This window comes from Burkholderia sp. AU16741, from assembly GCF_002223345.1.
Lineage (GTDB): Bacteria > Pseudomonadota > Gammaproteobacteria > Burkholderiales > Burkholderiaceae > Burkholderia > Burkholderia sola.
Genome location: NZ_NKEZ01000008.1, coordinates 168514 through 188846, shown reverse-complemented (window position 1 = coordinate 188846; position 20333 = coordinate 168514). Strand labels below are relative to the sequence as shown.

23 protein-coding genes are annotated in these 20333 nt (G+C 68.7%); 10 read left to right on the top strand and 13 right to left on the bottom strand.

The genetic code is table 11. The features are described from left to right. Positions 1-65: 65 nt before the first annotated feature. Positions 66-914 (bottom strand): class I SAM-dependent methyltransferase, encoded by an 849-nt coding sequence (locus tag CFB89_RS21320; protein ID WP_089469609.1) that lies wholly within the window; start codon positions 912-914, stop codon positions 66-68. Positions 915-1075: 161 nt separating this feature from the next. On the opposite strand from CFB89_RS21320, the gene CFB89_RS21315 reads away from it, so the two are divergent. From CFB89_RS21315 to CFB89_RS21305, 3 genes are all read left to right on the top strand, one after another. After that, positions 1076-2539 (top strand): metallophosphoesterase, encoded by a 1464-nt coding sequence (locus CFB89_RS21315; RefSeq protein ID WP_089469608.1) that lies wholly within the window; start codon positions 1076-1078, stop codon positions 2537-2539. Continuing rightward, positions 2536-3930, top strand: coding sequence for a cytochrome-c peroxidase (locus CFB89_RS21310; RefSeq protein WP_089469607.1), 1395 nt, complete (start codon positions 2536-2538; stop codon positions 3928-3930). Before CFB89_RS21315 ends, CFB89_RS21310 begins: the two co-directional genes overlap by 4 nt. 96 nt (positions 3931-4026) lie before the next feature. Beyond that, positions 4027-4305, top strand: a complete 279-nt coding sequence (locus tag CFB89_RS21305) for a hypothetical protein (protein ID WP_089469606.1) — start codon at positions 4027-4029, stop codon at positions 4303-4305. An 84-nt stretch (positions 4306-4389) separates the two neighbouring features. Here CFB89_RS21305 and CFB89_RS21300 read toward each other — a convergent pair whose 3' ends face one another. Next, positions 4390-5874, bottom strand: a complete 1485-nt coding sequence (locus CFB89_RS21300) for a PLP-dependent aminotransferase family protein (protein WP_089470552.1) — start codon at positions 5872-5874, stop codon at positions 4390-4392. Positions 5875-6087: 213 nt separating this feature from the next. Between CFB89_RS21300 and CFB89_RS21295 the strand changes: the two genes are divergently transcribed. Further along, positions 6088-6438 carry a hypothetical protein gene (locus CFB89_RS21295; RefSeq protein WP_089469605.1) on the top strand — a complete coding sequence of 117 codons (351 nt, stop codon included), beginning with the start codon at positions 6088-6090 and terminating at the stop codon, positions 6436-6438. A gap of 217 nt (positions 6439-6655) precedes the next feature. Here the strand turns inward: CFB89_RS21295 and CFB89_RS21290 are convergent, their stop codons facing one another. The 4 genes from CFB89_RS21290 to CFB89_RS35440 form a co-directional block, all read right to left on the bottom strand. Then, positions 6656-7018 (bottom strand): DUF1493 family protein, encoded by a 363-nt coding sequence (locus tag CFB89_RS21290; protein ID WP_089469604.1) that lies wholly within the window; start codon positions 7016-7018, stop codon positions 6656-6658. Between the two features lie 3 nt (positions 7019-7021). Continuing rightward, positions 7022-7453 carry an STM2901 family protein gene (locus tag CFB89_RS21285; protein WP_089469603.1) on the bottom strand — a complete coding sequence of 144 codons (432 nt, stop codon included), beginning with the start codon at positions 7451-7453 and terminating at the stop codon, positions 7022-7024. 78 nt (positions 7454-7531) lie between these two features. Next, the gene (locus CFB89_RS21280; protein WP_089469602.1) at positions 7532-8326 is read right to left on the bottom strand and encodes a DNA adenine methylase; all 795 of its coding nucleotides are present in this window, start codon (positions 8324-8326) and stop codon (positions 7532-7534) included. 58 nt (positions 8327-8384) lie between these two features. Continuing rightward, positions 8385-8573 (bottom strand): hypothetical protein, encoded by a 189-nt coding sequence (locus CFB89_RS35440; protein WP_256979731.1) that lies wholly within the window; start codon positions 8571-8573, stop codon positions 8385-8387. On the opposite strand from CFB89_RS35440, the gene CFB89_RS35800 reads away from it, so the two are divergent. After that, on the top strand, positions 8568-8939 hold the full coding sequence (locus tag CFB89_RS35800) for a phage virion morphogenesis protein (protein ID WP_373559874.1): 372 nt from the start codon (positions 8568-8570) through the stop codon (positions 8937-8939). The genes CFB89_RS35440 and CFB89_RS35800 overlap by 6 nt on opposite strands. Beyond that, positions 8827-9198: a phage virion morphogenesis protein gene (locus tag CFB89_RS21270; RefSeq protein ID WP_179233506.1), complete on the top strand. Its 372-nt coding sequence runs from the start codon at positions 8827-8829 to the stop codon at positions 9196-9198. The genes CFB89_RS35800 and CFB89_RS21270 overlap by 113 nt, the downstream gene beginning before the upstream one ends. Positions 9199-9362: 164 nt before the next feature. Here the strand turns inward: CFB89_RS21270 and CFB89_RS21265 are convergent, their stop codons facing one another. The 7 genes from CFB89_RS21265 to CFB89_RS21235 form a co-directional block, all read right to left on the bottom strand. Continuing rightward, positions 9363-9785, bottom strand: a complete 423-nt coding sequence (locus CFB89_RS21265) for a DUF6691 family protein (RefSeq protein WP_089469599.1) — start codon at positions 9783-9785, stop codon at positions 9363-9365. A 1-nt stretch (position 9786) separates the two neighbouring features. Next, positions 9787-10221 carry a YeeE/YedE family protein gene (locus CFB89_RS21260; RefSeq protein ID WP_089469598.1) on the bottom strand — a complete coding sequence of 145 codons (435 nt, stop codon included), beginning with the start codon at positions 10219-10221 and terminating at the stop codon, positions 9787-9789. Continuing rightward, complete coding sequence (locus CFB89_RS21255) at positions 10211-10561, bottom strand: helix-turn-helix transcriptional regulator (RefSeq protein ID WP_089469597.1); 351 nt, start codon at positions 10559-10561, stop codon at positions 10211-10213. Before CFB89_RS21255 ends, CFB89_RS21260 begins: the two co-directional genes overlap by 11 nt. Positions 10562-10883: 322 nt before the next feature. After that, positions 10884-12152, bottom strand: a complete 1269-nt coding sequence (locus CFB89_RS21250) for an FAD/NAD(P)-binding oxidoreductase (protein ID WP_089469596.1) — start codon at positions 12150-12152, stop codon at positions 10884-10886. Continuing rightward, entirely contained in the window at positions 12149-12382 is a 234-nt protein-coding gene (locus CFB89_RS21245) for a 2Fe-2S iron-sulfur cluster-binding protein (protein ID WP_012338331.1), read from the bottom strand. The genes CFB89_RS21250 and CFB89_RS21245 overlap by 4 nt, the downstream gene beginning before the upstream one ends. 127 nt (positions 12383-12509) lie before the next feature. Beyond that, the gene (locus CFB89_RS21240) at positions 12510-13637 is read right to left on the bottom strand and encodes an FAD-binding oxidoreductase (RefSeq protein ID WP_089469595.1); all 1128 of its coding nucleotides are present in this window, start codon (positions 13635-13637) and stop codon (positions 12510-12512) included. Then, positions 13634-14566, bottom strand: a complete 933-nt coding sequence (locus CFB89_RS21235; RefSeq protein WP_089470551.1) for a 4-hydroxyproline epimerase — start codon at positions 14564-14566, stop codon at positions 13634-13636. Before CFB89_RS21235 ends, CFB89_RS21240 begins: the two co-directional genes overlap by 4 nt. Positions 14567-14817: 251 nt before the next feature. Between CFB89_RS21235 and CFB89_RS21225 the strand changes: the two genes are divergently transcribed. From CFB89_RS21225 to CFB89_RS21210, 4 genes are all read left to right on the top strand, one after another. Continuing rightward, positions 14818-15738, top strand: a complete 921-nt coding sequence (locus CFB89_RS21225; protein ID WP_089469594.1) for a dihydrodipicolinate synthase family protein — start codon at positions 14818-14820, stop codon at positions 15736-15738. A 226-nt stretch (positions 15739-15964) separates the two neighbouring features. Next, entirely contained in the window at positions 15965-17590 is a 1626-nt protein-coding gene (locus tag CFB89_RS21220; protein ID WP_089469593.1) for an APC family permease, read from the top strand. A gap of 83 nt (positions 17591-17673) precedes the next feature. Next, on the top strand, positions 17674-19266 hold the full coding sequence (locus tag CFB89_RS21215; protein ID WP_089469592.1) for an aldehyde dehydrogenase (NADP(+)): 1593 nt from the start codon (positions 17674-17676) through the stop codon (positions 19264-19266). After that, positions 19259-20281, top strand: coding sequence for an Ldh family oxidoreductase (locus CFB89_RS21210; RefSeq protein ID WP_089469591.1), 1023 nt, complete (start codon positions 19259-19261; stop codon positions 20279-20281). Before CFB89_RS21215 ends, CFB89_RS21210 begins: the two co-directional genes overlap by 8 nt. Positions 20282-20333: the final 52 nt, after the last annotated feature.

Genomic DNA, 20333 nt, shown 5'->3' with positions numbered 1-20333 from the left:
GGCACGGCCACATGCGGGGCGAACGAGCGGCCATGCCCTTCCTCATCCGCTGCTTTCACACTAAGTCATGCGGACGGCGCACGGGCCGTCACGAGCCAGCACGCCGCGTCGAAACGCACTTCGGCGCCACACACGTACCGCTCGAAAGCCGCGCGCATCGTGTCGATCACCCGCCGCCGCGTCGCCTCGTCCGTCTCCCGCAACGCAAGGCCGACCGGGCCCAGCCGGGCAATGTAGTCGTCCAGCGCGGACGCAGGCAGCACGCACACCCGGTCGACCGGATCGATCGCAACGTCGGCCCAGCCGCTGTCCGACAGCACCGACGCGATCCGCTGGCGGTCGCCGAACGCGAACTGCCCCGGCGCGCCGGGCTGCCGCGCGGGCAGGTTCGGCAGCAACGGCGCAGCCGCCCGCTCGGCCGTCGTCATGAACGGGTTGTCGGCCGCGCCGCGCCACGCGACGAACCGCATCTGCGCGCCCGGTTGCGCGGCCTGCCGCAGCTTCGCGAACGCGCGTACCGGGTCGTCGAAGAACATCACGCCGAGGCGCGACACGATCAGGTCGACGCTCGCCGGTTCGAATGCGTGCGTCTGCCCGTCCGCGCACACGAACCGGACGCGCAGGCCGCTGCGTTCGGCACGCGCGCGTGCGGCGTCGATCATCCGCGCCGAAATGTCGATGCCCGTGCACTGCGCGTTCGCGCCGAGCCGCCGCGCGATCGCGAGCGTGACCGCGCCCGTGCCGCAGCCGACGTCGAGCACGCGGGTGGCCGACGACGCGGCCGCGGCATCCGCCAGCAGCGTTTCGAACGGCTCGAACATCCGGTCCAGCAGCGCCTGCGCATCGACCCATGCGCGGCCAGACGGACCGTTCCATAACGCCGATTGCGCTTCGTTGGGCCGGTTGGCTTCCATCGTCGATCCCCTTCGATTCATTGATGACGAACCGGACTGTGCTGCTTCAAGCCGGCTTGAAGTCAAGGTCGGCCGATATGCGCCCCGCCACGCCTACGTTTTCACATTTCTTACATTCTCGCTGCGTATCGTTGACGACTTTCCTACGGTGCGCCTCTCCCATGCGACGACTCCTCACGCGCGCGCTGCTCGTGCGCTGCGCTCCCCTTGCTGCCCTCGCCGCGCTGTCCGCGTGCTCGAATCACATCGATACGCCCGACGATCCAGCCAGCGCGTCGGCCAACGTCCAGGCCGCATGGGTCGAGATCGGCGAGGCGAACCAGGCGATCGCGCGCGTGATCACGAACTACACGCCCGCATCGGCCGGCGATCCGTCGTGCCCGCAACTGACCGTCGACGGCAAGGTATCGCGCATGGCGCTGCGCGCGGGCGCCGCGACCGTCGCCCAGCGGCCGACCGCGAGCGACCCGGCCGATTCGAAACCGTCGAGCTTCCCGGTGTCCGTCTGCGAAACCACGCTGCCGGCCGGCGCACAGGCGGCTAGCGTCGCGGGCCGCACGCTGCCGCTGCCGAAAGCGCAGCCGCAGCGCGTCGCGATCATCGCCGACACCGGCTGCCGGATGAAGAAGGCCGACAACGCATGGCAGGCGTGCAACGACGCCGCGGTCTGGCCGCTCGACACGATCGCGGCCAGCGTCGCGAAGCTGTCGCCCGATCTCGTGCTGCACGTCGGCGACTACCACTATCGCGAGAACGCGTGCCCGCCCGACATCGCCGGCTGCAAGGACAGCCCGTGGGGCTACGGCTGGGATACGTGGCAGGCCGACCTGTTCCGCCCGGCCGCGCCGTTGCTCGCGAAGGCGCCGTGGGTCGTCGTGCGCGGCAACCACGAGGAATGCGCGCGTGCGGGCCAGGGCTGGTTCCGCTTCCTCGACCCGCGCCCGTATTCGGCCGCGCGTTCGTGCGACGATCCGGCCAACGACACCAACGCGAACTATTCGGAGCCCTATGCGGTGTCGCTCGGCGGCGGCTCGCAGGTGATCGTGTTCGACACCGCGAAGGTCGGCCGCACGCCGCTCAAGACGACCGACGCGCAGTTCGGCATCTACCAGAAGCAGTTCCAGACGGTCGCGGCGCTCGCGTCGAAGGCCGGCATGACGACGACGATCTTCACGAACCATCATCCGATCCTCGCGTTCGCGCCGATCGCCGGCAGCACGCCGGCGCCGGGCAACCTCGCGCTGCAGTCGGTGATGTCGAGCCTCAACGCGCAGGCGTACTACCCGCCGGGCGTGCACGTCGCGCTGCACGGCCACGTGCACGATTTCCAGGCGATCGACTTCTCGTCCGGGCACCCGGCGACGATCGTGTCCGGCAACGGCGGCGACAACCTCGACGTCGCGCTGCCCGACCCGTTCCCGGCCGGCCTGACGCCCGCGCCGGGCGCGGTGATCGAACGGCTGTCGCACAACAACAGCTTCGGCTTCCTGATCATGGAGCGCAACGCCGCGCCGGCGACGGGCTGGACGTTCCATGCGTATTCGGCGGCCGGCAAGCTGCTGGCGTCGTGCAATCAGTCGGGCAGGACGCTCGCCTGCGACAAGACGGGGTTCATCGCGCCGTGACGGAAGAAGTTCGATGTGACGCCCACGGCGGGCGCGGCCGGCAGACGCTGCACACGCTTGCCGCCACCCTGCTCGCCGGCCTGGCGCTCGCAGTTCACGCCGCGCCGGCCGAAACGGTCCTGCTTCCCGGCGCGCCGCCGTCGCGCGTCGTCGACACGATCGGCAACTGCACGCCGCAGGTGACGGGCAAGGTCGACTCGGCCGCCGCGCGCTTCGCGCCGGACCCGACGCTCGTCGCGCTCGGCCGCCGAATCTTCTTCGACCCGCGGCTGTCCGAGCCGCGCGGCATGTCGTGCGCGGGCTGCCACGATCCGGGCCGCGCGTTCGCGCCGACACTGTCGGCCGCATCGCTCGCGGGGCCCGGCGTGCCGGAAGGCAGCCGGCCCGGACGCTTCAGCCAGCGCAATGCGCCATCGCTGCTCTATGTGCGCTACGTACCGCGCCGCCACTTCTACCAGGACGACGATGCGCCCGCGCCGTCGCCGTTCGGCGGCCTGTTCAGCGACGGTCGCGCGGATACGCTTGCCGAACAGATCCGCGGGCCGCTGTTCGATCCGAACGAGATGAACAACCGGTCGCCGGCCGCGCTGCTGCGCAAGGTCGATGCGACCGAACTCGCGACCGATCTCGCCGCGCGCTTCGGCGCGCCGGTGCGGCGCGATCCCGAGCAACTGGTGCGCGCGCTGGGTGCGGCCGTCGAAGCCTATCTGCAGAGCGACGAGATGGCGCCATTCACGTCGCGCTTCGACGCATTCCTGCGCACGCGCAAGCCGCTCGCGCCGGCCGAGATGCGCGGCCTCGCGCTGTTCCGGAATCCGGACAAGGGCAATTGCATGACCTGCCATACGCTGTCGGACACGTCGAGCCGACCGGAACGCTCGCTGTTCACCGATTTCGGCTACGACGCGATCGCCGTGCCGCGCAATCGTGCGCTGCCGGCGAACCGCGATCCGCGCCATTTCGACAACGGGCTGTGCGACACCGCGCGGCGGCTGCGCTGGCCCGAGCCGACGCAATGGTGCGGCTACCTGCGCACGCCGGGGCTGCGCAACGTCGCCCTCAAGCAGACGTTCATGCACAACGGCGTGTTCACGACGCTGCGCGACGCGGTCGCGTTCTACAACACGCGTTCGACCGATCCCGGCTTCTGGTATCACGGCGCCCAAACGTTCGACGACGTGCCGGCCGCCTATCGCGGCAACATCAACGTCAATTCGACGCCGATGAACCGCCGGCCCGGCACGCCGCCCGCGCTGACCGATGCGGAAATCGACGACATCGTCGCGTTCCTCGGCACGCTGACCGACGCGCGCTATACCGGCCGGGCCGCGCCGGCCGCCGCTACGGCCCCGGCGGCCCGGGTTGCGCGCACCGCCGCGCCGGTGCGCTGACCCTGGCCGAACGGCCAGCCGACGCGCCCCCGCTTGCGGTTCGCGCAAACACTGGTTATATTTACAGTACTGTATTTATGAACAGTGAGGTGCGCGATGGAACATCTGGTCCGTATCGTCAACGACACCGATCGCCAAGTGCTGGCGTGGCTGCGTGCCCAGGTCGGCGATGCCCGCGTCGAGCGCGCGGCGCGTCAGCTCGGGCATACGCGCAAGCCCTTTCCGTCCGCCGTGTGCCGGTATCTGGGCATGAGCGCGCCGGCCACGCTGCGCCCGGCGCCCGCCCGGCCGCGCGCGGCACGCGATTTCTCGGTCGGCGATCGTTACCTGTCGCTGATCCGCCAGCACCTCGCCACGCACACGGTCGGCCGATGAAATGGCGGCGGCTTGCCGCTTCGGTACCGCGTCCGGCCGGAGCACTCGCGTATTCGGAAATCCGGCCCGCTGCCGCCGTCACGCTTACGCGGCCGCCATGGCTTCCCGTACGAGGCGGCCGAGTGTGTCGAACGCCGCCTCGTGCGCCGCATCGAATACGCGCGTGCAGGCGAGCCGGATATAGCCGTCGAAACGGTCCGAATTCGAGAAGATCGAACCGGGCGCGATCTTGACGCCATGCGCCAGCGCCGCGTCGAACAGTGCATCGGAGCGCACGCCTTCCGGCAACGCGATCCACAGCAGCATCCCGCCCAGCGGCTGGTTCATTCGCGTGCCGGCCGGGAAATGCCGCGCAATTGCGTCGATCGTCACGTCGCGCTGCACACGCAATTGTTCGCGGAACCGGTGCAGGTGCCGATCGAACGCGCCCGAGCCCACGAATTCAGCGGCGACGGCCTGCAACAGCGCGGCGTTATGTCGGCTGTGCGCGAATTTCAGCATTCTCGCGCGCGCATGCCAGCGGCCCGCACTCATCCAGCCGAGCCGCATCCCGGGGGCCAGCACCTTGTTGAACGACGGGCAGTAGATCACCGTGCCGTCGCGGTCCCATGCCTTGACCGGCCTGACCGCCTGCGGCGCCTCGACGAGTTCGCGATAAGGCTCGTCCTCGATCACCGCCACGCCGTGGCGCGAGCACAGCACGACGAGCTCGGCCTTGCGCGCGTCGGGCATCACGCAGCCGAGCGGGTTTTGCAGGTTCGGCACGACGACCACGGCCCGGATGTCCGGATAGGCAGCCAGCGCCACGTCGAGCGCCTCGATCGACAGGCCCGTCGTCGGGCTTGCCGGGATTTCGAGCGCCTTCAGGCCGAGGCTTTCGAGCAACTGGATCAGGCCGAAGAAGGCCGGCGATTCGATCGCGATCGTGTCACCGGGCCGCGCGACCGCCCGCAATGCGAGATTCATCGCATCGACGCCGCCGCTCGTCGACATCACGTCGTCCTGCGTCAGCGTCACGCCGTAAGACAACGCGCGTTTGGCCATCGTCTGCCGGAATTCGGGCGAACCGCCGACGGGCCCCGCGTCGGTCAGCAACGTGGGCTTGCGCCGCAGCAGCCGGATCGCCAGCGCCTGCAGGCGCTCGGTCGGATATAGCGTGGCGTGCGCGGATGCGCCGCCCAGATTCAATGCATCGGTCGCCGCGTTCGCACGGTCGATCACGCGCGATACGCGTTCGTGCAGCCCGGCGAACGGCGGCTCGACGCTCAACGGCGGCCCGTCGCTTTCCGGCAGCGCGTCGAGCACGGCCGCTGCGCGGCGGCGCACGAAGTAACCCGAGCGCGGCTTCGCGTCGCACCAGCCCGCATCCTCTAGCCGCCGAAACGCCTGGATCGCGGTCGACAGGCTCACGCCGTGCTGCGCCATGCACGCGCGGACCGACGGCATCCGGTCGCCGGGCGCCAGCGTGCCGGCCGCGATGATGCGGCGGTAATGTTCGGCGAGCCGTTCGTAAAGCGGCTCGCCGTCCATCGGCAAAGGCGTGCGGGATGCGTCGGCGAAAATCGTCATGCAGGCCATCGTGCCCGCGGCATCCAGCGCACGCCAGATACAGATCCGGGGAAAACCCACCGATACAGCAGCCCGAAATCATCACCTGCACCGCAACAGATTCCCGTCCCCTGAATCTGCCGTGCGCACGTCCGTTTCCTTAACCTGATTGCATGCTGTCGCCTCGTCGTCGCGAGGCCGCCCAACCGGAGCAACCGGGGAAAAGGAATCACCATGCGGACGCAACACCTCCGGCTCGACGCCGGGCAAAGCCACTTTGCGTGGTTCGACAAGGGCAGCCAGTTGATCGTGCTGGACGGCGCGCTGGCGGTCACGCTGTGCCACGGCGGCCTCGACTGGTTGCCCGATGTACCGCAATACATTCGCCGCGAACTCGACGAAGGCGAATGCCTGACGCTCGAAACCGCCGGTCATGTCGCGCTGTCGGCTCGCGGCAGTCGCGTGGTCAGCACGACGATCGTGGAACCCTCGGGTCGAAGCGGCATGCTCCCGGTGTGGCGCGGCATCCTGCGCCGGCTGTCCGGGAAAGTGCACGGCGGCCGTCACGTGAGCGAGCATTTCTGACATCGCGACTCGCCTGCCGCCGGAAACACCGGGAAGTCATCGCATCATCGCGGCGACCGACGAACGCATGATGTTCCGGGCAACCTGAAGCCGCGCGCGATAAATGCGCTGGCTCAAGCGCGATAAATAGGTAGGTGGGAAAATTTCGCGTGGCGTAATTATATTTCCGCCCATGAAAAAGACCGGTCGCGTCGCCGACCGGTCCTGCCAAATACGATCACTTCCTTGCAGCAGCCTCGATCGCGTCCGTGTCCCACTTCCCGCGTCGCGTTGCCTCGGCCAGCATGCCCAGGGTCAACGGGTGGCGCTTCGGCGGCCGGAGCCGCTTCACGAACAGCCCGATGAGGGACGACAGCAGTTCCTGACCTTCCGGGCCGAAATAACGCCGGTACGGGAACCCCTCGGCGTCGACGTTGAATGTCTTCGCCCAGTTGTCGATAAACTCGACACCGTCAAGGCCAGTCACGCCGAGATCCTCCTCAAGCCGTGTCTCCGGCTGGAGATTCAGCTTGCCGAACAACGGCCGACCAAGCTCCTTGCGAGCGAAGGCTTCAAAACGTTCCCAGGTATCGTCTTTCATGGTTCAGAGCACCCGGTCTTCGGGCTTCACCAGTCGGTTGTAGGTCATCACGGTGTTGCGCATGATCAGGTAGGCATCGCGCGCCAAGAACACCTCGCCTACGATGGGAATCGTCCGGCCGACCCACGCACCGAGGCGGTGGGTGAACGAGATCCGTATACCGGACAGCCCGACGCCCGTGATCATCGGCAAGCGAAATGGCAGCGTCTGAGGAAACAGTTTGCGGGCGGCAAGCGAGGCGACGGAAGTGCCCGGCGTAGCCCCGGCGACCTTGCCAGGGACAGGGACGTCACCCTGACCGAGCAGCATTGCCGACGCGGCGGCCAGATCGTCCAAACCGAGCTGCTTGCGCGTCTCGTCGAACGCTACCAGGGCGAAGACGTCGACAGGACGCAGATTGTGCCAAGTACCGTACGTGTATCGATTTTCACTCATTCATTTTTCTCCTGAACCAGCAAGGGCGCTGCTCTCTCAGCGTGTACCTCTTGGGAAGGCGCTACTTTACCGCATCGCCTAGAACAGCCCGGCCGGCACCGCCGCTCGGTCCCAGCTGTAGACGATCAGCTCGCCGCGCACGGCATCGCGGCCGCTCTTGCCGACCGTGTAGCTCAGGCTGGTTTCTTCCATCTCGAACCCATCGAACACGCGCCGGATATCCGGATGGTCGTTGATGCTGACCATGATCTTGCCGGCGCAAGTTCGCATGGTGGCCGCCATCTGTTCGTATTCCTCGAATGGGAACGCGACACCGTAGCCCTCGGTCTGCCAGTACGGCGGATCGCAGTAGAAGAACGTGTGCGGCCGGTCGTAGCGGGTGATGCAGTCGCGCCACGACAGGTTCTCGACCGTGGTGCCCTGGGCGAGCCGAAGATGGGCGGCCGACACGCTCTCTTCGATGCGCAGGAGGTTGATTGTCGGGGCTGTGGCCGCCGTGCCGAAGGTTTGCCCCTCGACCTTGCCACCGAACGCATGCTGCTGCAGGTAGTAGAAGCGCGCGGCGCGCTGGATGTCGGTGAGCGTTTCCGGGACCGTCTCCTTGTGCCACTTGAACACCTGCCGGCTCGCCAGCGCCCATCGGAATTGGCGCACGAATTCCTCGTAGTGGTGCTGGATCACCCGGTAGAGGTTCACGAGTTCACCATTGATATCGTTGATGACCTCGACCTCGGCCGGATGCCGCAGAAAATACAGTGCGGCGCCGCCAGCAAAGACTTCGACATAGCAGCTGTGAGGCGGGAACCGAGAGAGCAAGGTGTCTGCTAGTCGGCGCTTTCCGCCAATCCAGGGGATGATGGGTTGAGCGTACATTTTTGAAAGTCGTTTTCGTGTCGTTAAACAATGGCAAGGATTGACGGCGGGCACATCGTCATGGGATGACGACATCCAGAACGTCATCCTCGATCGCCACAGGTGCGCCAGCCGCGACCGGCAGAGCATGGATGCGCAGCCGCGTACCTGGAGCGTACGCCGGCAGCAACAGCTCGGAACCAATGACCGTCAGCCGGCCGGCGATCGGCATCTGCTGCTCCGGCCCGCCGTTGATCGCCACATGCACGTCGGCGCCGACCGCGCCGTTGTCGTCGACATCGGGGACGCGCTGGCGAAGCTGGATGCAGCTGATCGTCTGCTTGGCGGGACGGTCGATCTATATCGAGAGATCGCGGGCATGCTTGAGAGCACGACGAGAGCCAATTTCGAGGCTCAGGGTCGGCCCGCGTGGGTACCGCTGGCAAAATCCACGGAGAGAGAGAAGCTGAAGCGCAACAAGGGGAGCAGCGTCCTGAAGATATTGCAGGATCGCGGAACCCTTGCCGGAAGCATTTCGGCCGACTTCGGGGGCGGACCACGCGCTCATTGGTGTCGCCACACCATACGCGGCTATTCATCAGTGCGGCGGAACCGTTACCCATCCGGCACGTAGCACCAAGGTGCGGCTCCGGACTGACGCCAAGGGGAGCCTCGCCCGGCAGGCCGATCACAAGAATTTGGCGGTCTTCGCCCGGTACTCCCATAAACGGGTGCGGGAGAGCTGGCACGAGGTCGGGGAGTACAACGTCAAGATTCCGGCCCGGCCGTATCTGCCGTTTAGCGGGCCACCGAACGCGCCCGTCCTGCAGCCCGAAGCCGAGCGCGGCATTGAGGCGATTGTGGATAAGTTGCTGCGCCAGGCGTTCGAGTGACGATCGCGGCCGCGCGCCGCGCCTTTTACCACACGAAACGTAATTTCAAAGCGGTGCCGATAAATCCAGCCAACGGCCCACGGAATCCCGGATTTATCGCACCGACCCCCTTGGATTTATCTCACTCCCCATCAGCAACCGTACCCAGCGAGCGCACCCCTGCCTCACCGCCCATTCCGCCGGCGCTCGATCCACTCGAACACCGCCATCCCGGCCAGCATCGCGACGACGAACCCGATCCCCTTGGCCGACCCGAAGCCGATCGACACGATCGCGGGCCCCGGGCAGAACCCGGCAATCCCCCAGCCGATGCCGAACACGGCGCTTCCGGCGACGAGGCGCACGGTAATCGTCCGGGCGGCCGGCAACTGCATCGGCAGGCCGAGCCACGACCGTGTCCGGCGCTTCGCCCACGCGAACGCGAATACCGCGACGCCGATCGCGCCCGCCATCACGAACGCGAGCGACGGATCCCAGCGGCCCGCCAGGTCGAGAAAACCCAGCACCTTCTGCGGATTGGCCATGCCCGATACGATGAGGCCGATGCCGAACAGCAATCCGGCCAGAAACGCGAATCCTGCCTGCATGTCAGCCTCCCGGCACGTGCAGCCGCACGAAGACGGTCGCGAACCCCGCGACCATGAAAATCGCCGTCGCGACCACCGAACGCAACGCCCCGCGCGATATGCCGCATACGCCGTGACCGCTCGTGCAGCCGCCCGCGTACCGCGTGCCGATCCCCACCAGCAGCCCGGCCGCCAGCAATTCCGGCCAACTGGCGTCGACCTGCGGCGTCAGGCCGCTCCCGGCGAAACGCATCGCGACGGGCGCGGCGATCAACCCGGCGACGAACGCGACACGCCAGCCGCGTGCTGCGCCGCCCGCCGTCAACAAGCCGCCGACGATCCCGCTGATGCCGGCAATCCGGCCGTTGAACGCCACGAGCCACGCGGCGGCAAGCCCGATCAGCACGCCGCCGGCCAGCGACAGCCAAGGCGTGAAATGAAGCGCATCAAACTGCATCGCCCGCCTCCTTCGCGGTCGCCCCGCAAAATTGTTCGTACAGCACGCCCATCACCGCGACCACGGCCGGACTGTCGAGCGAATAGCGGATGGACTTGCCTTCTCGGCGCGTGCGGACCAGCCCGTTGTCCCGCAACACGCCGAGCTGCTGCGACAGCGTCGGTTGACGGATGTCGAGTCGCGCCTCGAGATCGCTCACGCCGCGCTCGCCCTGAGACAGTTCGCACAGCAGCAGCAGCCGGTCGGGATTCGACATCACCTTGAGGAGCGTGCACGCCGATTCGGCGGCGGTGCGCATCTGCTCGGGCCCGGGCAACCCGGCGGGAAAATCGTCGTTCATCGGAGCGGGAATACGATTAAAGAATGAATATTATATAACTTTATATATTGTTTTATCCCGCTGCTTGCCGAATCGGCAATCCGAGCGCCCTTCCTTCTATCAGGCCTGCTTGCCCACCATCCCGTCGGCAGCCACCGCGCATACCGCACCGGCGCGAACCACACGGAGCGCCAGCCCTGCAACCGCCGCGATCACGCATGGCGCGGCAACGACGGCGAACGCGGTCGACGGCATTGCGTCACCCGCCATCGATGCGACGTGAAGGAAGAGTGAAGACGCGGCCCGCCCTGAACCGGGCCGCTTCACCGCGGCGCTGCACGCGTCATGCGCCGTCGCAAGGCCCCGTACCGTCGAGCATCAGCGTGCCGACCCGCGCGGGCACGAGCGGCGTGCGCGGCGCTGGCGGCGTCCAGCCGAACAGCGCCTGCGCGGCCGCGCCGCACACGCGGCCCTGGCATGCGCCCATCCCGCAGCGCGACTGCAGCTTGGCGGCCGTCCAGCCCGGTTCGCGTGCGACCGCATCGAACCGCACGTCTTCGCAACGACACAGCAGCGTGTCGGGCCGCGCGAGCCGGCGGATCGGTTCGCGGATCGCGAAGCGCTCGCGTACCGCATCCGCGAATGCCTGCCAGTGCGCGCAACGTGCGACCAGCGCGGCCAGTCGTGCGGTCTGCCCCGTCGCCGCGTATCCGGCGATCTCGCCTTCAACCATCGCCAGCTCGCTGCCACCGACGCCCGTGCACTCGCCCGCCGCGAAACATCCGTCGCGGCTCGTGCGCTGGTGCGCGTCGACCGCCACCGCGCCGTTTTCGATCCGGCAGCCGAGATGGCGCGGCAACACGGTATTCGGCACGAGACCGAAGCCGCACGCGAGCCGGTCGCAGTCGACGTCGAATTCGCGATCGCGTTGACGGATCCGCACGCGTTCGAGCCGCTGGTCGCCAAATGCCTCGACGACGTGCGCATCGGGCCGATACGCGGCCGTGACGAGCTTCGCGGCCTGCGCGAGCTTCGACGGCCAGCGCCACAGCCCCGCACCGAAGCCCGCCACGTCGCCCCATGCCGCCTGTTCGAGCACGTGCGACACGCGCGCGCCGGCCTGCCGGGCCGTCGCCGCACTCGCCAGCAGCAGCGGCCCGCTGCCCGCGATCACCGTGCGCTGCCCGCGCACGTCGAGCCCGTACTTGATCAGCGCCTGCAAGCCGCCCGCGCCGGTCACGCCCGGCAGGGTCCAGCCCGGAAACGGCAGCAACAGCTCGCGGGCGCCGCAGCAGAGAATCAGCGTCCGGAAATCGAGCAGCAACCCGCGTTCGTCGTCTTCGAGCAGCAGCGTGCCCGGCTGCGTTTCGGCGACGATGCGCGTCGCCGCGAGATGCGTGACGTTCGGCCGCCGCAGCACGGCGAGGCGTTCGGCGGCGGCCGGCGTCGGTGCGGCCGCGGCCGGCTGCCGCCAGATCTGCCCGCCCGCGCGCGGGTTGTCGTCGACGATCGCAACGGTCGCGCCGCTTCGCGCGGCGGCCCGCGCGGCCGACAGCCCGGCCGGGCCCGCGCCGACGATCGCGACGTCGACGCTCAGTCGTTCCTGTTTCATCGCGTGCGCTCCACCTGCATGCCGTCGCGGCACAGCGTCTGGCACGCCAGCCGGCGCCGGCCGTCGATCGTCATCCGGCATTCCTGGCAGATGCCCATTCCGCAAAACGGCGCGCGCGCCGCACCCGTGCACGACACGCGCGTCGTGTCGTCGCCGCTCGCCGCGACGGCGGCCGCGACGGTCGCGCCGTCGGCCACCGTCAGCGCGCGGCCGTCCAGATGAATGATCATGTCAGCCTCCGCCGGGCCGCCCCAAGGAGGCTGACAACCCACTCGCGAGGCGCCTTGCATGGGACCGGAGTAAGCGCTGAAGCGCCACCTCCGGTCGCCAGCGAACGCAGTGAGCGTGGGGGTCGTTTCATGTCAGCGCTCCGGTGACGAGGGACGCGGTCAGGAAGCGTCCCGGCAAATACGGTTCGATATCGATGGGCGGCCGCTCGCCGGCCATCAGCGCGGCGACGAGCCGCGCGCTGCCCGGCGCGGTCGTCACGCCGAGCCCTTCGTGCCCGACCGCGAGCCACACGCCCGGCCGCGCCGGGTGCTCGCCGAGCAGCGGCAGGCCGTCGGGGCTCGCGCAGCGGAGGCCGGTCCACGCACGGATGCCGTTCAGGTCGGCCAGATCCGGCAGATAACCGACCGCGCGGCGCAGCATGCGCGCGAGCACCGGCGGCTCGACCTGCGCGTCCTCGGTGTCGAACTGGCGCGACGAGCCGATCAGCAGCTGGCCGGTCGGCCGCGGCTGCACGTTGAACGCGACCGAGGTGCCATCGCTGGCGTGCGCGCTCGCCGCATAGCCGAGCTCGACGAGCTGGTGCGACACGTGGCCCGGATAACGATCGGTAATCAGCAGATGGCCCTTTTTCGGGCGCAGCGGCAGTTCGGGCAGCAGCGTGCGCGCCGCGACGCCGTTCGCGACGATCACACGCTCCGCGCGCAGCACGTCGCCGCTCGCGAGCGTCACGCTCGGGCCGTCGACCGCGACCGCCCGCTCGCGACGCAACGTCACGCGCGGCGCGCGCTGCAGCAGCCAGTTCGCGGTGACGGGCGCATAGAGAATCGCATCGCCCGGAATCTTCAGCGCGCCGCCGAGGCCCGCGCGCAGCATCGGCTCCAGTCGCGCGAGCGCCGCCGCATCGATCAACTCGCCGGCCACGCCGTGCGCGCCGAGCGCCGCCTGCTTCGCGCGCGCGAGATCCATCTCGTGCGCATCGGCCGCGAGCCACAGCGTGCCGCAGTTGCGATACGCGCAGCCGTCGGGCATCTCGCCGCTCAACGCGCGCCACAGTTCGATCGAGTAATGGCTCAGCGCGAGCTCGGCCGCGTTGTCGTCCATCGCGACGAGGTGCCCCATGCCCGCGCCGGTCGCGCCGCCGCTCGCGTCGTCGACGACGAGCACGCGCAGCCCGCGCTGCGCGAGTTCGTGCGCGCACGCCGCGCCGACGATGCCGGCGCCGATCACGACGACGTCGGTCTTCGTTTCGCTCACGCCCCGATACCCCAGCCGAACGGATCGTCTTCCTCGATCAGCAGCGTCGCTTCCGCGCTCAGGTGCGCGCTGCCGCGGATCGTCGGCACGATGCCGCCGTCGGCCAGCTCGTAACTTGCATGAAACACGCTGCCGATCACGCTCGCCTGCCGCCACACGGCGCCGGGCGCAAGCTTGCCGTCGGCCGCGAGGCACGCGAGCTTCGCGCTCGTGCCGGTGCCGCACGGCGATCGGTCGTACGCGAGGCCCGGGCACAGCACGAAGCTACGGCTGTCGTGCGCGGGATCGTCGGCGAACAGCTCGATGTGATCGATCTCGCCGCCGTTCGCGCCGGTGATGCCCGCGCGTTCGAGCCCTTCGCGCACGGCCGACGCATATGCGGTGAGCGCCGCGACGTTGTCGCCGGCGACACGCTGCCCGTGGTCGCTGATCAGGAAGAACCAGTTGCCGCCCCACGCGACGTCGCCCTTCACGGGGCCGTATCCCGGCACGTCGACCACGACGCCCTGCGCATGGCGATACGCGGGCACGTTGCGCACGCTGACCGACAGGTCGTCGTGCAGCGTCGCCTCGACGGTGCCGACCGGCGTCTCGATCCGGTGCACGCCGGGCGCGATGCGCCCCATGTGATGCAGCGTGCGCACGACGCCGATCGTGCCGTGCCCGCACATCCCGAGATAGCCGCTATTGTTGAAGAAGATCACGCCGGCCGCCGCGTCGGCCGACACCGGGTCGCACAGCAGCGCGCCGACCAGCACGTCGCTGCCGCGCGGCTCGAGGATGCACGCGGTGCGGTAACGGTCGTGCTCGCGCGCGAGCACGTCGCGTCGCTCGGCCATGGTGCCGTTGCCGAGCGACGGAAAGCCGGACACGACGAGCCGAGTGGGTTCGCCGCCCGTGTGCGAATCGATGATCTGGATGCGCTTCATCATGAGCCGTCCGAAGTGGGGAAAGGAGCATAGCTTCCTCCGTCGCGCGTCCGTCCGCTTGTGGCTTTTCGATGAGGACGACGACGAAATCGGCACAGTGCGACGCGCCCTTCGCGCCCCTGCCGGCCGCTGTGCCGATTTCGTCATTTTGCTCCGCGATACGACTCAAGCGTGATGGGCGTTTGCGCGGCGATACTGGTTGCCACACCGACATACCCGTCGGCCGACCGATACGAACGTAGGAGATTTCAGTGAGCCGAAACGCCATTCAGTGGACCGGGGTTTTCCCGGCCGTCAGCACCCAGTTCAAGCCGGACTTTTCCCTCGACATCGACGCCACGCACCGCGTGGTCAAGAACCTGGTGAACGACGGCGTGTCGGGCCTCGTGGTCTGCGGCACGGTCGGCGAAAACACGTCGCTGTCGACGAGCGAGAAGCTCCAGGTGATCGAGGCCGCACGCGACGCGGCCGGCGGCAAGATTCCGGTGATCGCCGGCATCGCCGAATTCACGACCGAATTCGCGCGCAATACGGTGCGCGAAGCGCAGCGCGTCGGCGTCGACGGCGTGATGGTGATGCCCGCGCTCGTCTACTCAGCGAAGCCGCACGAAACCGCCGCGCACTTCCGCGCGGTCGCGACGAGCACCGACCTGCCGGTGATGGTCTACAACAACCCGCCGATCTACAAGAACGACGTGACGCCCGACGTGCTGATCGCGCTGCAGGATTGCGAGAACATCGTCTGCTTCAAGGATTCGTCGGGCGATACGCGCCGCTTCATCGATCTGCGCAATGCGGTCGGCGATCGCTTCGTGCTGTTCGCGGGCCTCGACGACGTCGTGGTCGAGAGCATCGCGGTCGGCGCCGAAGGCTGGGTGTCGGGCATGTCGAACGCGTTCCCGAAGGAAGGCGAGACGCTGTTCCGCCTCGCGAAGCAGAAGCGCTTCGACGAAGCGCTCGCGCTGTATCGCTGGTTCATGCCGCTGCTGCACCTCGACGCACGCCCCGACCTCGTGCAGTGCATCAAGCTGTGCGAGGAACTGGTCGGCCGCGGCAGCGCGGTCACGCGCCCGCCGCGCCTCGCGCTGCAAGGCGACACGCTCGCGGAAGTGAAGGCCATCGTCGCGAAGGCGCTCGACACGCGCCCGGCGCTGCCCGACGTCGGTCTCTGATCGACGCCCTGCGGCGGCGCACGGGTTTGCACCGTGCGTCGCCGTCCGCGGTCCGGCATGGCTCGCGGCCCCGCTCACCCCGGCGCCACCCCGCGCCGCGCGTGAACGGGCCGCGGCCCGCCCCGGTCGTTCGAACCGGGCGACGCCGGCCGGCAGGCGTGCGCACTGCTCCGTCGGAGCGCGCGCCACGCGCGCCTGCACCGACATTCCCCCAGGAGACACGCCCATGCCAGGCCAAGGCAATGCACACCCGTCTGTCCCGCTTTCCCGTTCCGCGCACCCCGGCGCGGGTCACGGCAAGTTCAAGAAACAGCTGTCGCTGACCGATCTCACGTTCATCGGTCTGGGCGCCATTTTCGGTTCGGGGTGGCTGTTCGCCGCGAGTCACGTATCGACGATCGCGGGCCCGGCCGGCATCTTCTCGTGGCTGCTCGGCGGCTTCGCGGTGCTCCTGCTCGGCATCGTCTACTGCGAACTCGGCGCCGCGCTGCCGCGCGCGGGCGGCGTGGTGCGCTACCCGGTGTTCTCGCACGGCCCGCTGCTCGGCTACCTGATGGGCTTCATCACGCTGATCGCCTTTTCGAGCCTGATCGCGATCGAAGTCGTCGCCGCGCGCCAGTATGCGGCCGCGTGGTTTCCGGGCCTAACGGTCGAAGGATCGAGCGACCCGACCACCGTCGGCTGGCTCGTGCAGGCCGCGCTGCTCTGCTTCTTCTTTTACCTGAACTATTCGAGCGTGAAGACGTTCGCGAAGGCGAACAACGTCATCAGCATCTTCAAGTTCGTCGTGCCGCTCGCGGTGATCGGCGTGCTGTTCACGTTCTTCAAGCCCGCGAACCTGACCGTGCACGGCTTCGCGCCGTTCGGCATGCCGGGCATCGAGATGGCCGTGTCGGCCGGCGGCATCATCTTCGCGTATCTCGGGCTCACGCCGATCGTGTCGGTCGCGAGCGAGGTGCGCAATCCGCAGCGCACGATCCCGATCGCGCTGATCCTGTCGATCCTGCTGTCGACGCTGATCTACGTGCTGCTGCAACTCGCGTTCATCGGCAGCATTCCCACCGACATGCTCGCCGCCGGCTGGCACGACGTGAGCAAGGCGTTCTCGCTGCCGTACCGCGACATCGCGCTTGCGCTCGGCGTCGGCTGGCTCGCGGTGATGGTCGTCGCCGACGCGATGATCTCGCCGAGCGGCTGCGGCAACATCTACATGAATGCGACGCCGCGCGTGGTCTACGGCTGGGCGAAGACGGGCACGTTCTTCAAGGTGTTCACGCGCGTCGACGAAGCGTCGGGCATCCCGCGCGCGGGCCTGTGGCTCACGTTCGGCCTCGCGATCTTCTGGACGCTGCCGTTCCCGTCGTGGGAAGCGCTGATCAACATCGTGTCGGCCGCGCTGGTGCTGAGCTATGCGGTCGCGCCCGTGTCGGTCGCCGCGTTGCGCCGCACCGCACCTGACCTGCCGCGGCCGTTCCGCGCCAGCGCGTTCGGCCTCACCGGCCCCGCGTCGTTCGTGATCGCCGCGCTGATCGTCTACTGGTCGGGCTGGAGCACGGTGTCCTGGCTGCTCGGGCTGCAGATCGCGATGTTCGTCATCTATCTCGCGTGCCGCCGCTGGGTGCCGACCGCGCACCTGAGCCTCGCCGAGCAGGTGCGTTCGTCCGCGTGGCTGATCGCGTTCTATGCGGCGATGATCGTGCTGTCGTATCTCGGCGGCTTCGGCGGCACGGGCCGGCTCGCGCATCCGTACGACACGGTCGTCGTCGCGGCCGTCGCGCTCGTCATCTACTACTGGGGCGCGAATACCGGCGTGCGCGCCGACAAGCTGCAACTCGACGACGACGAGGACTGACGCGCCCGCGCACTTTCCCGTCCTTTTCCCCTTCCATCGGCCGGGCGCACCACGCCCGGCCCTGCTTTTTTCCGAGGAAAACCATGCAACTCACAGGTCAGCTCCTGATCGGCCAGTCGGCTGTCACCGGACAGAACGGCACCCTCCACGCAATCGCCGCCGCCACCGGCGAACCGCTCGACCCCGCGTTCGGCGGCGCGAGCCTGCACGATCTGGAAACGGCGTGCGCGCTCGCCGACGATGCGTTCGACACATATCGCGAAACGTCGCTCGAAGCGCGCGCCGCGTTTCTCGACGCGATCGGCCGCCGCATCATGGCGCTCGGCGACGACCTGATCGAGCGCTGCGTCGTCGAAACGGGGCTGCCGCGTGCGCGCATCGAAGGCGAACGCGGCCGCACGGTCGGCCAGCTCGCGCTGTTCGCGTCGCTGGTGCGGGACGGCGGCTTTCTGGACGCGCGGATCGACCCGGCGCGCCCCGAGCGCAAGCCGCTGCCGCGCGTCGACCTGCGCCTGCGCAACGTCGCGGTCGGGCCGGTGGCCGTGTTCGGCGCGTCGAACTTCCCGCTCGCGTTCTCGGTGGCCGGCGGCGACACGGCGTCGGCGCTGGCGGCCGGCTGCCCGGTGATCGTCAAGGCGCATTCGGCGCATCCGGGCACGTCGGAACTCGTCGGCCGCGCGATCCAGCAGGCCGTGCGCGAATGCGGGATGCCGGCCGGCGTGTTCTCGCTGCTGTTCGACGCGTCGCGCGAGATCGGCCAGGCCCTCGTCGCCGACCCGCGCATCAAGGCCGTCGGCTTCACCGGCTCGCGCCGCGGCGGCGTGGCGCTGATGCATATCGCGGCGGCGCGAGCCGAGCCGATTCCGGTCTACGCGGAAATGAGCTCGATCAATCCCGTGCTGCTGTGTCCCGCCGCGCTGGAGGCCCGTCACGACACCATCGCACCGCAGTTCGTCGCGTCGCTCACGCTCGGCGCCGGCCAGTTCTGCACGAATCCGGGCCTCGTGCTCGCGGTCGACGGCCCCGCGCTACGCGCGTTCGAAGCCGCGGCGGCCGACGCCGTGCGTACCGTAGCCGCGCAGACGATGCTGACACCGGCCATCCACGCGAGCTATGCGCAAGGCGTCGCGGCGCTGCGCGATCACTCGGCCGTCGGACTGCTGGCCGAAGGCGTCGGAGGCGGCCCCCATCAGGCCCGCGCGGCGCTGTTCGCCACCTCCGCCGACGCGTTCATCGCCCACCCCGAACTGCGCGACGAAATGTTCGGCCCCGCGTCGCTGATCGTGCGCTGCCCGGACGCCGACACGTTGCATCGCGTGCTGAAATCGCTCGAAGGCCAGTTGACGATCGCCGCGCATCTCGCCGACGGCGACGCGGCGCTGTTCGCCGCGCTGCGTCCGACGCTCGAACGCAAGGCCGGCCGCATTCTCGTGAACGGCTTCGGCACGGGCGTCGAAGTCGGCCACGCGATGGTGCACGGCGGCCCGTTCCCGGCGACGTCCGACACACGCACGACGTCCGTCGGCGCGCGCGCGATCGAGCGCTTCCTGCGCCCCGTGTCGTACCAGGACGTACCGGACGCGCTGCTGCCGGACGCGCTCCGCAGCAGCAATCCGCTGCACGTGCCGCAACGCATCGACGGCGTGCCCGCCGCGCGCGAGGTGGAGCATGTCTGAGCACACCGCCGAAGTCGTGCTGTCGCTCGACGAAGTCCACGCGCTCGCGCTGCGCGTGCTGACGCACCACGGGATGTCCGACGCGCACGCGCGGGCCATCGCCAACGTGATCACGCAGGGTCAGCGCGACGAATGCCATTCGCACGGCGTGTACCGGCTGCTCGTCTGCGTGCGCTCGCTGAAGAAAGGCAAGGTCGATCCGCAGGCCGTGCCGACGTTGCGCAAGCTGTCGTCGTCGATCGTCGCGGTCGACGCGCATCGCGGCTTCTCGCTGCTGAGCTTCGAAACCGGGCTGCCCGTGCTCGTCGAGATGACGAAGCAGCACGGCATCGCCGCGATGACGATCAACCGCTGCTACCACTTCTCCGCGCTGTGGCCCGAGGTCGAGGCGATCGCGGCCGAAGGGCTGGTCGGCATCGCGATGAACCCGAGCCATAGCTGGGTCGCGCCGGAAGGCGGCCGCGAACCGGTGTTCGGCACCAACCCGATCGCGTTCGCGTGGCCGCGCCCGGGCGGCGAGCCGTTCGTGTTCGATTTCGCGACGAGCGCGATCGCACGCGGCGACATCGAACTGCACGCGAAACAGGGCAAGGCGATTCCGGCGCACTGGGCGATCGACGCGGACGGCCAGCCGACCACCGACCCGAAGGCCGCGCTGCAAGGCGCGATGCGCACGTTCGGCGGCCACAAGGGCTCGGCGCTCGCGGCGATGGTCGAGCTGCTCGGCGGCGCGCTGATCGGCGACATGACGAGCCGGGAATCGATGGACTTCGACGAAGGCGTCGGCGCGACGCCGTGCCACGGCGAACTCGTGATCGCGTTCGATCCGAAGGTGTTTCTCGGCGACGATCTCGACGCGGGGCTCGCGCGCGGCGAGCGGATGTTCGAATCGATCGTCGCGCAGGGCGCGCGGCTGCCGTCGCAACGGCGCTTCGACGCCCGCGCGCGCAGCATCGCGAACGGCGTGCGGATTCCGAAGCCGCTATACGACGAGATCCTGACGCTGCTCGACTGACGCGCGATCGAGCGGCGCGACGCGGCTCCGTCGTCGGGGCAACCGGCGATGA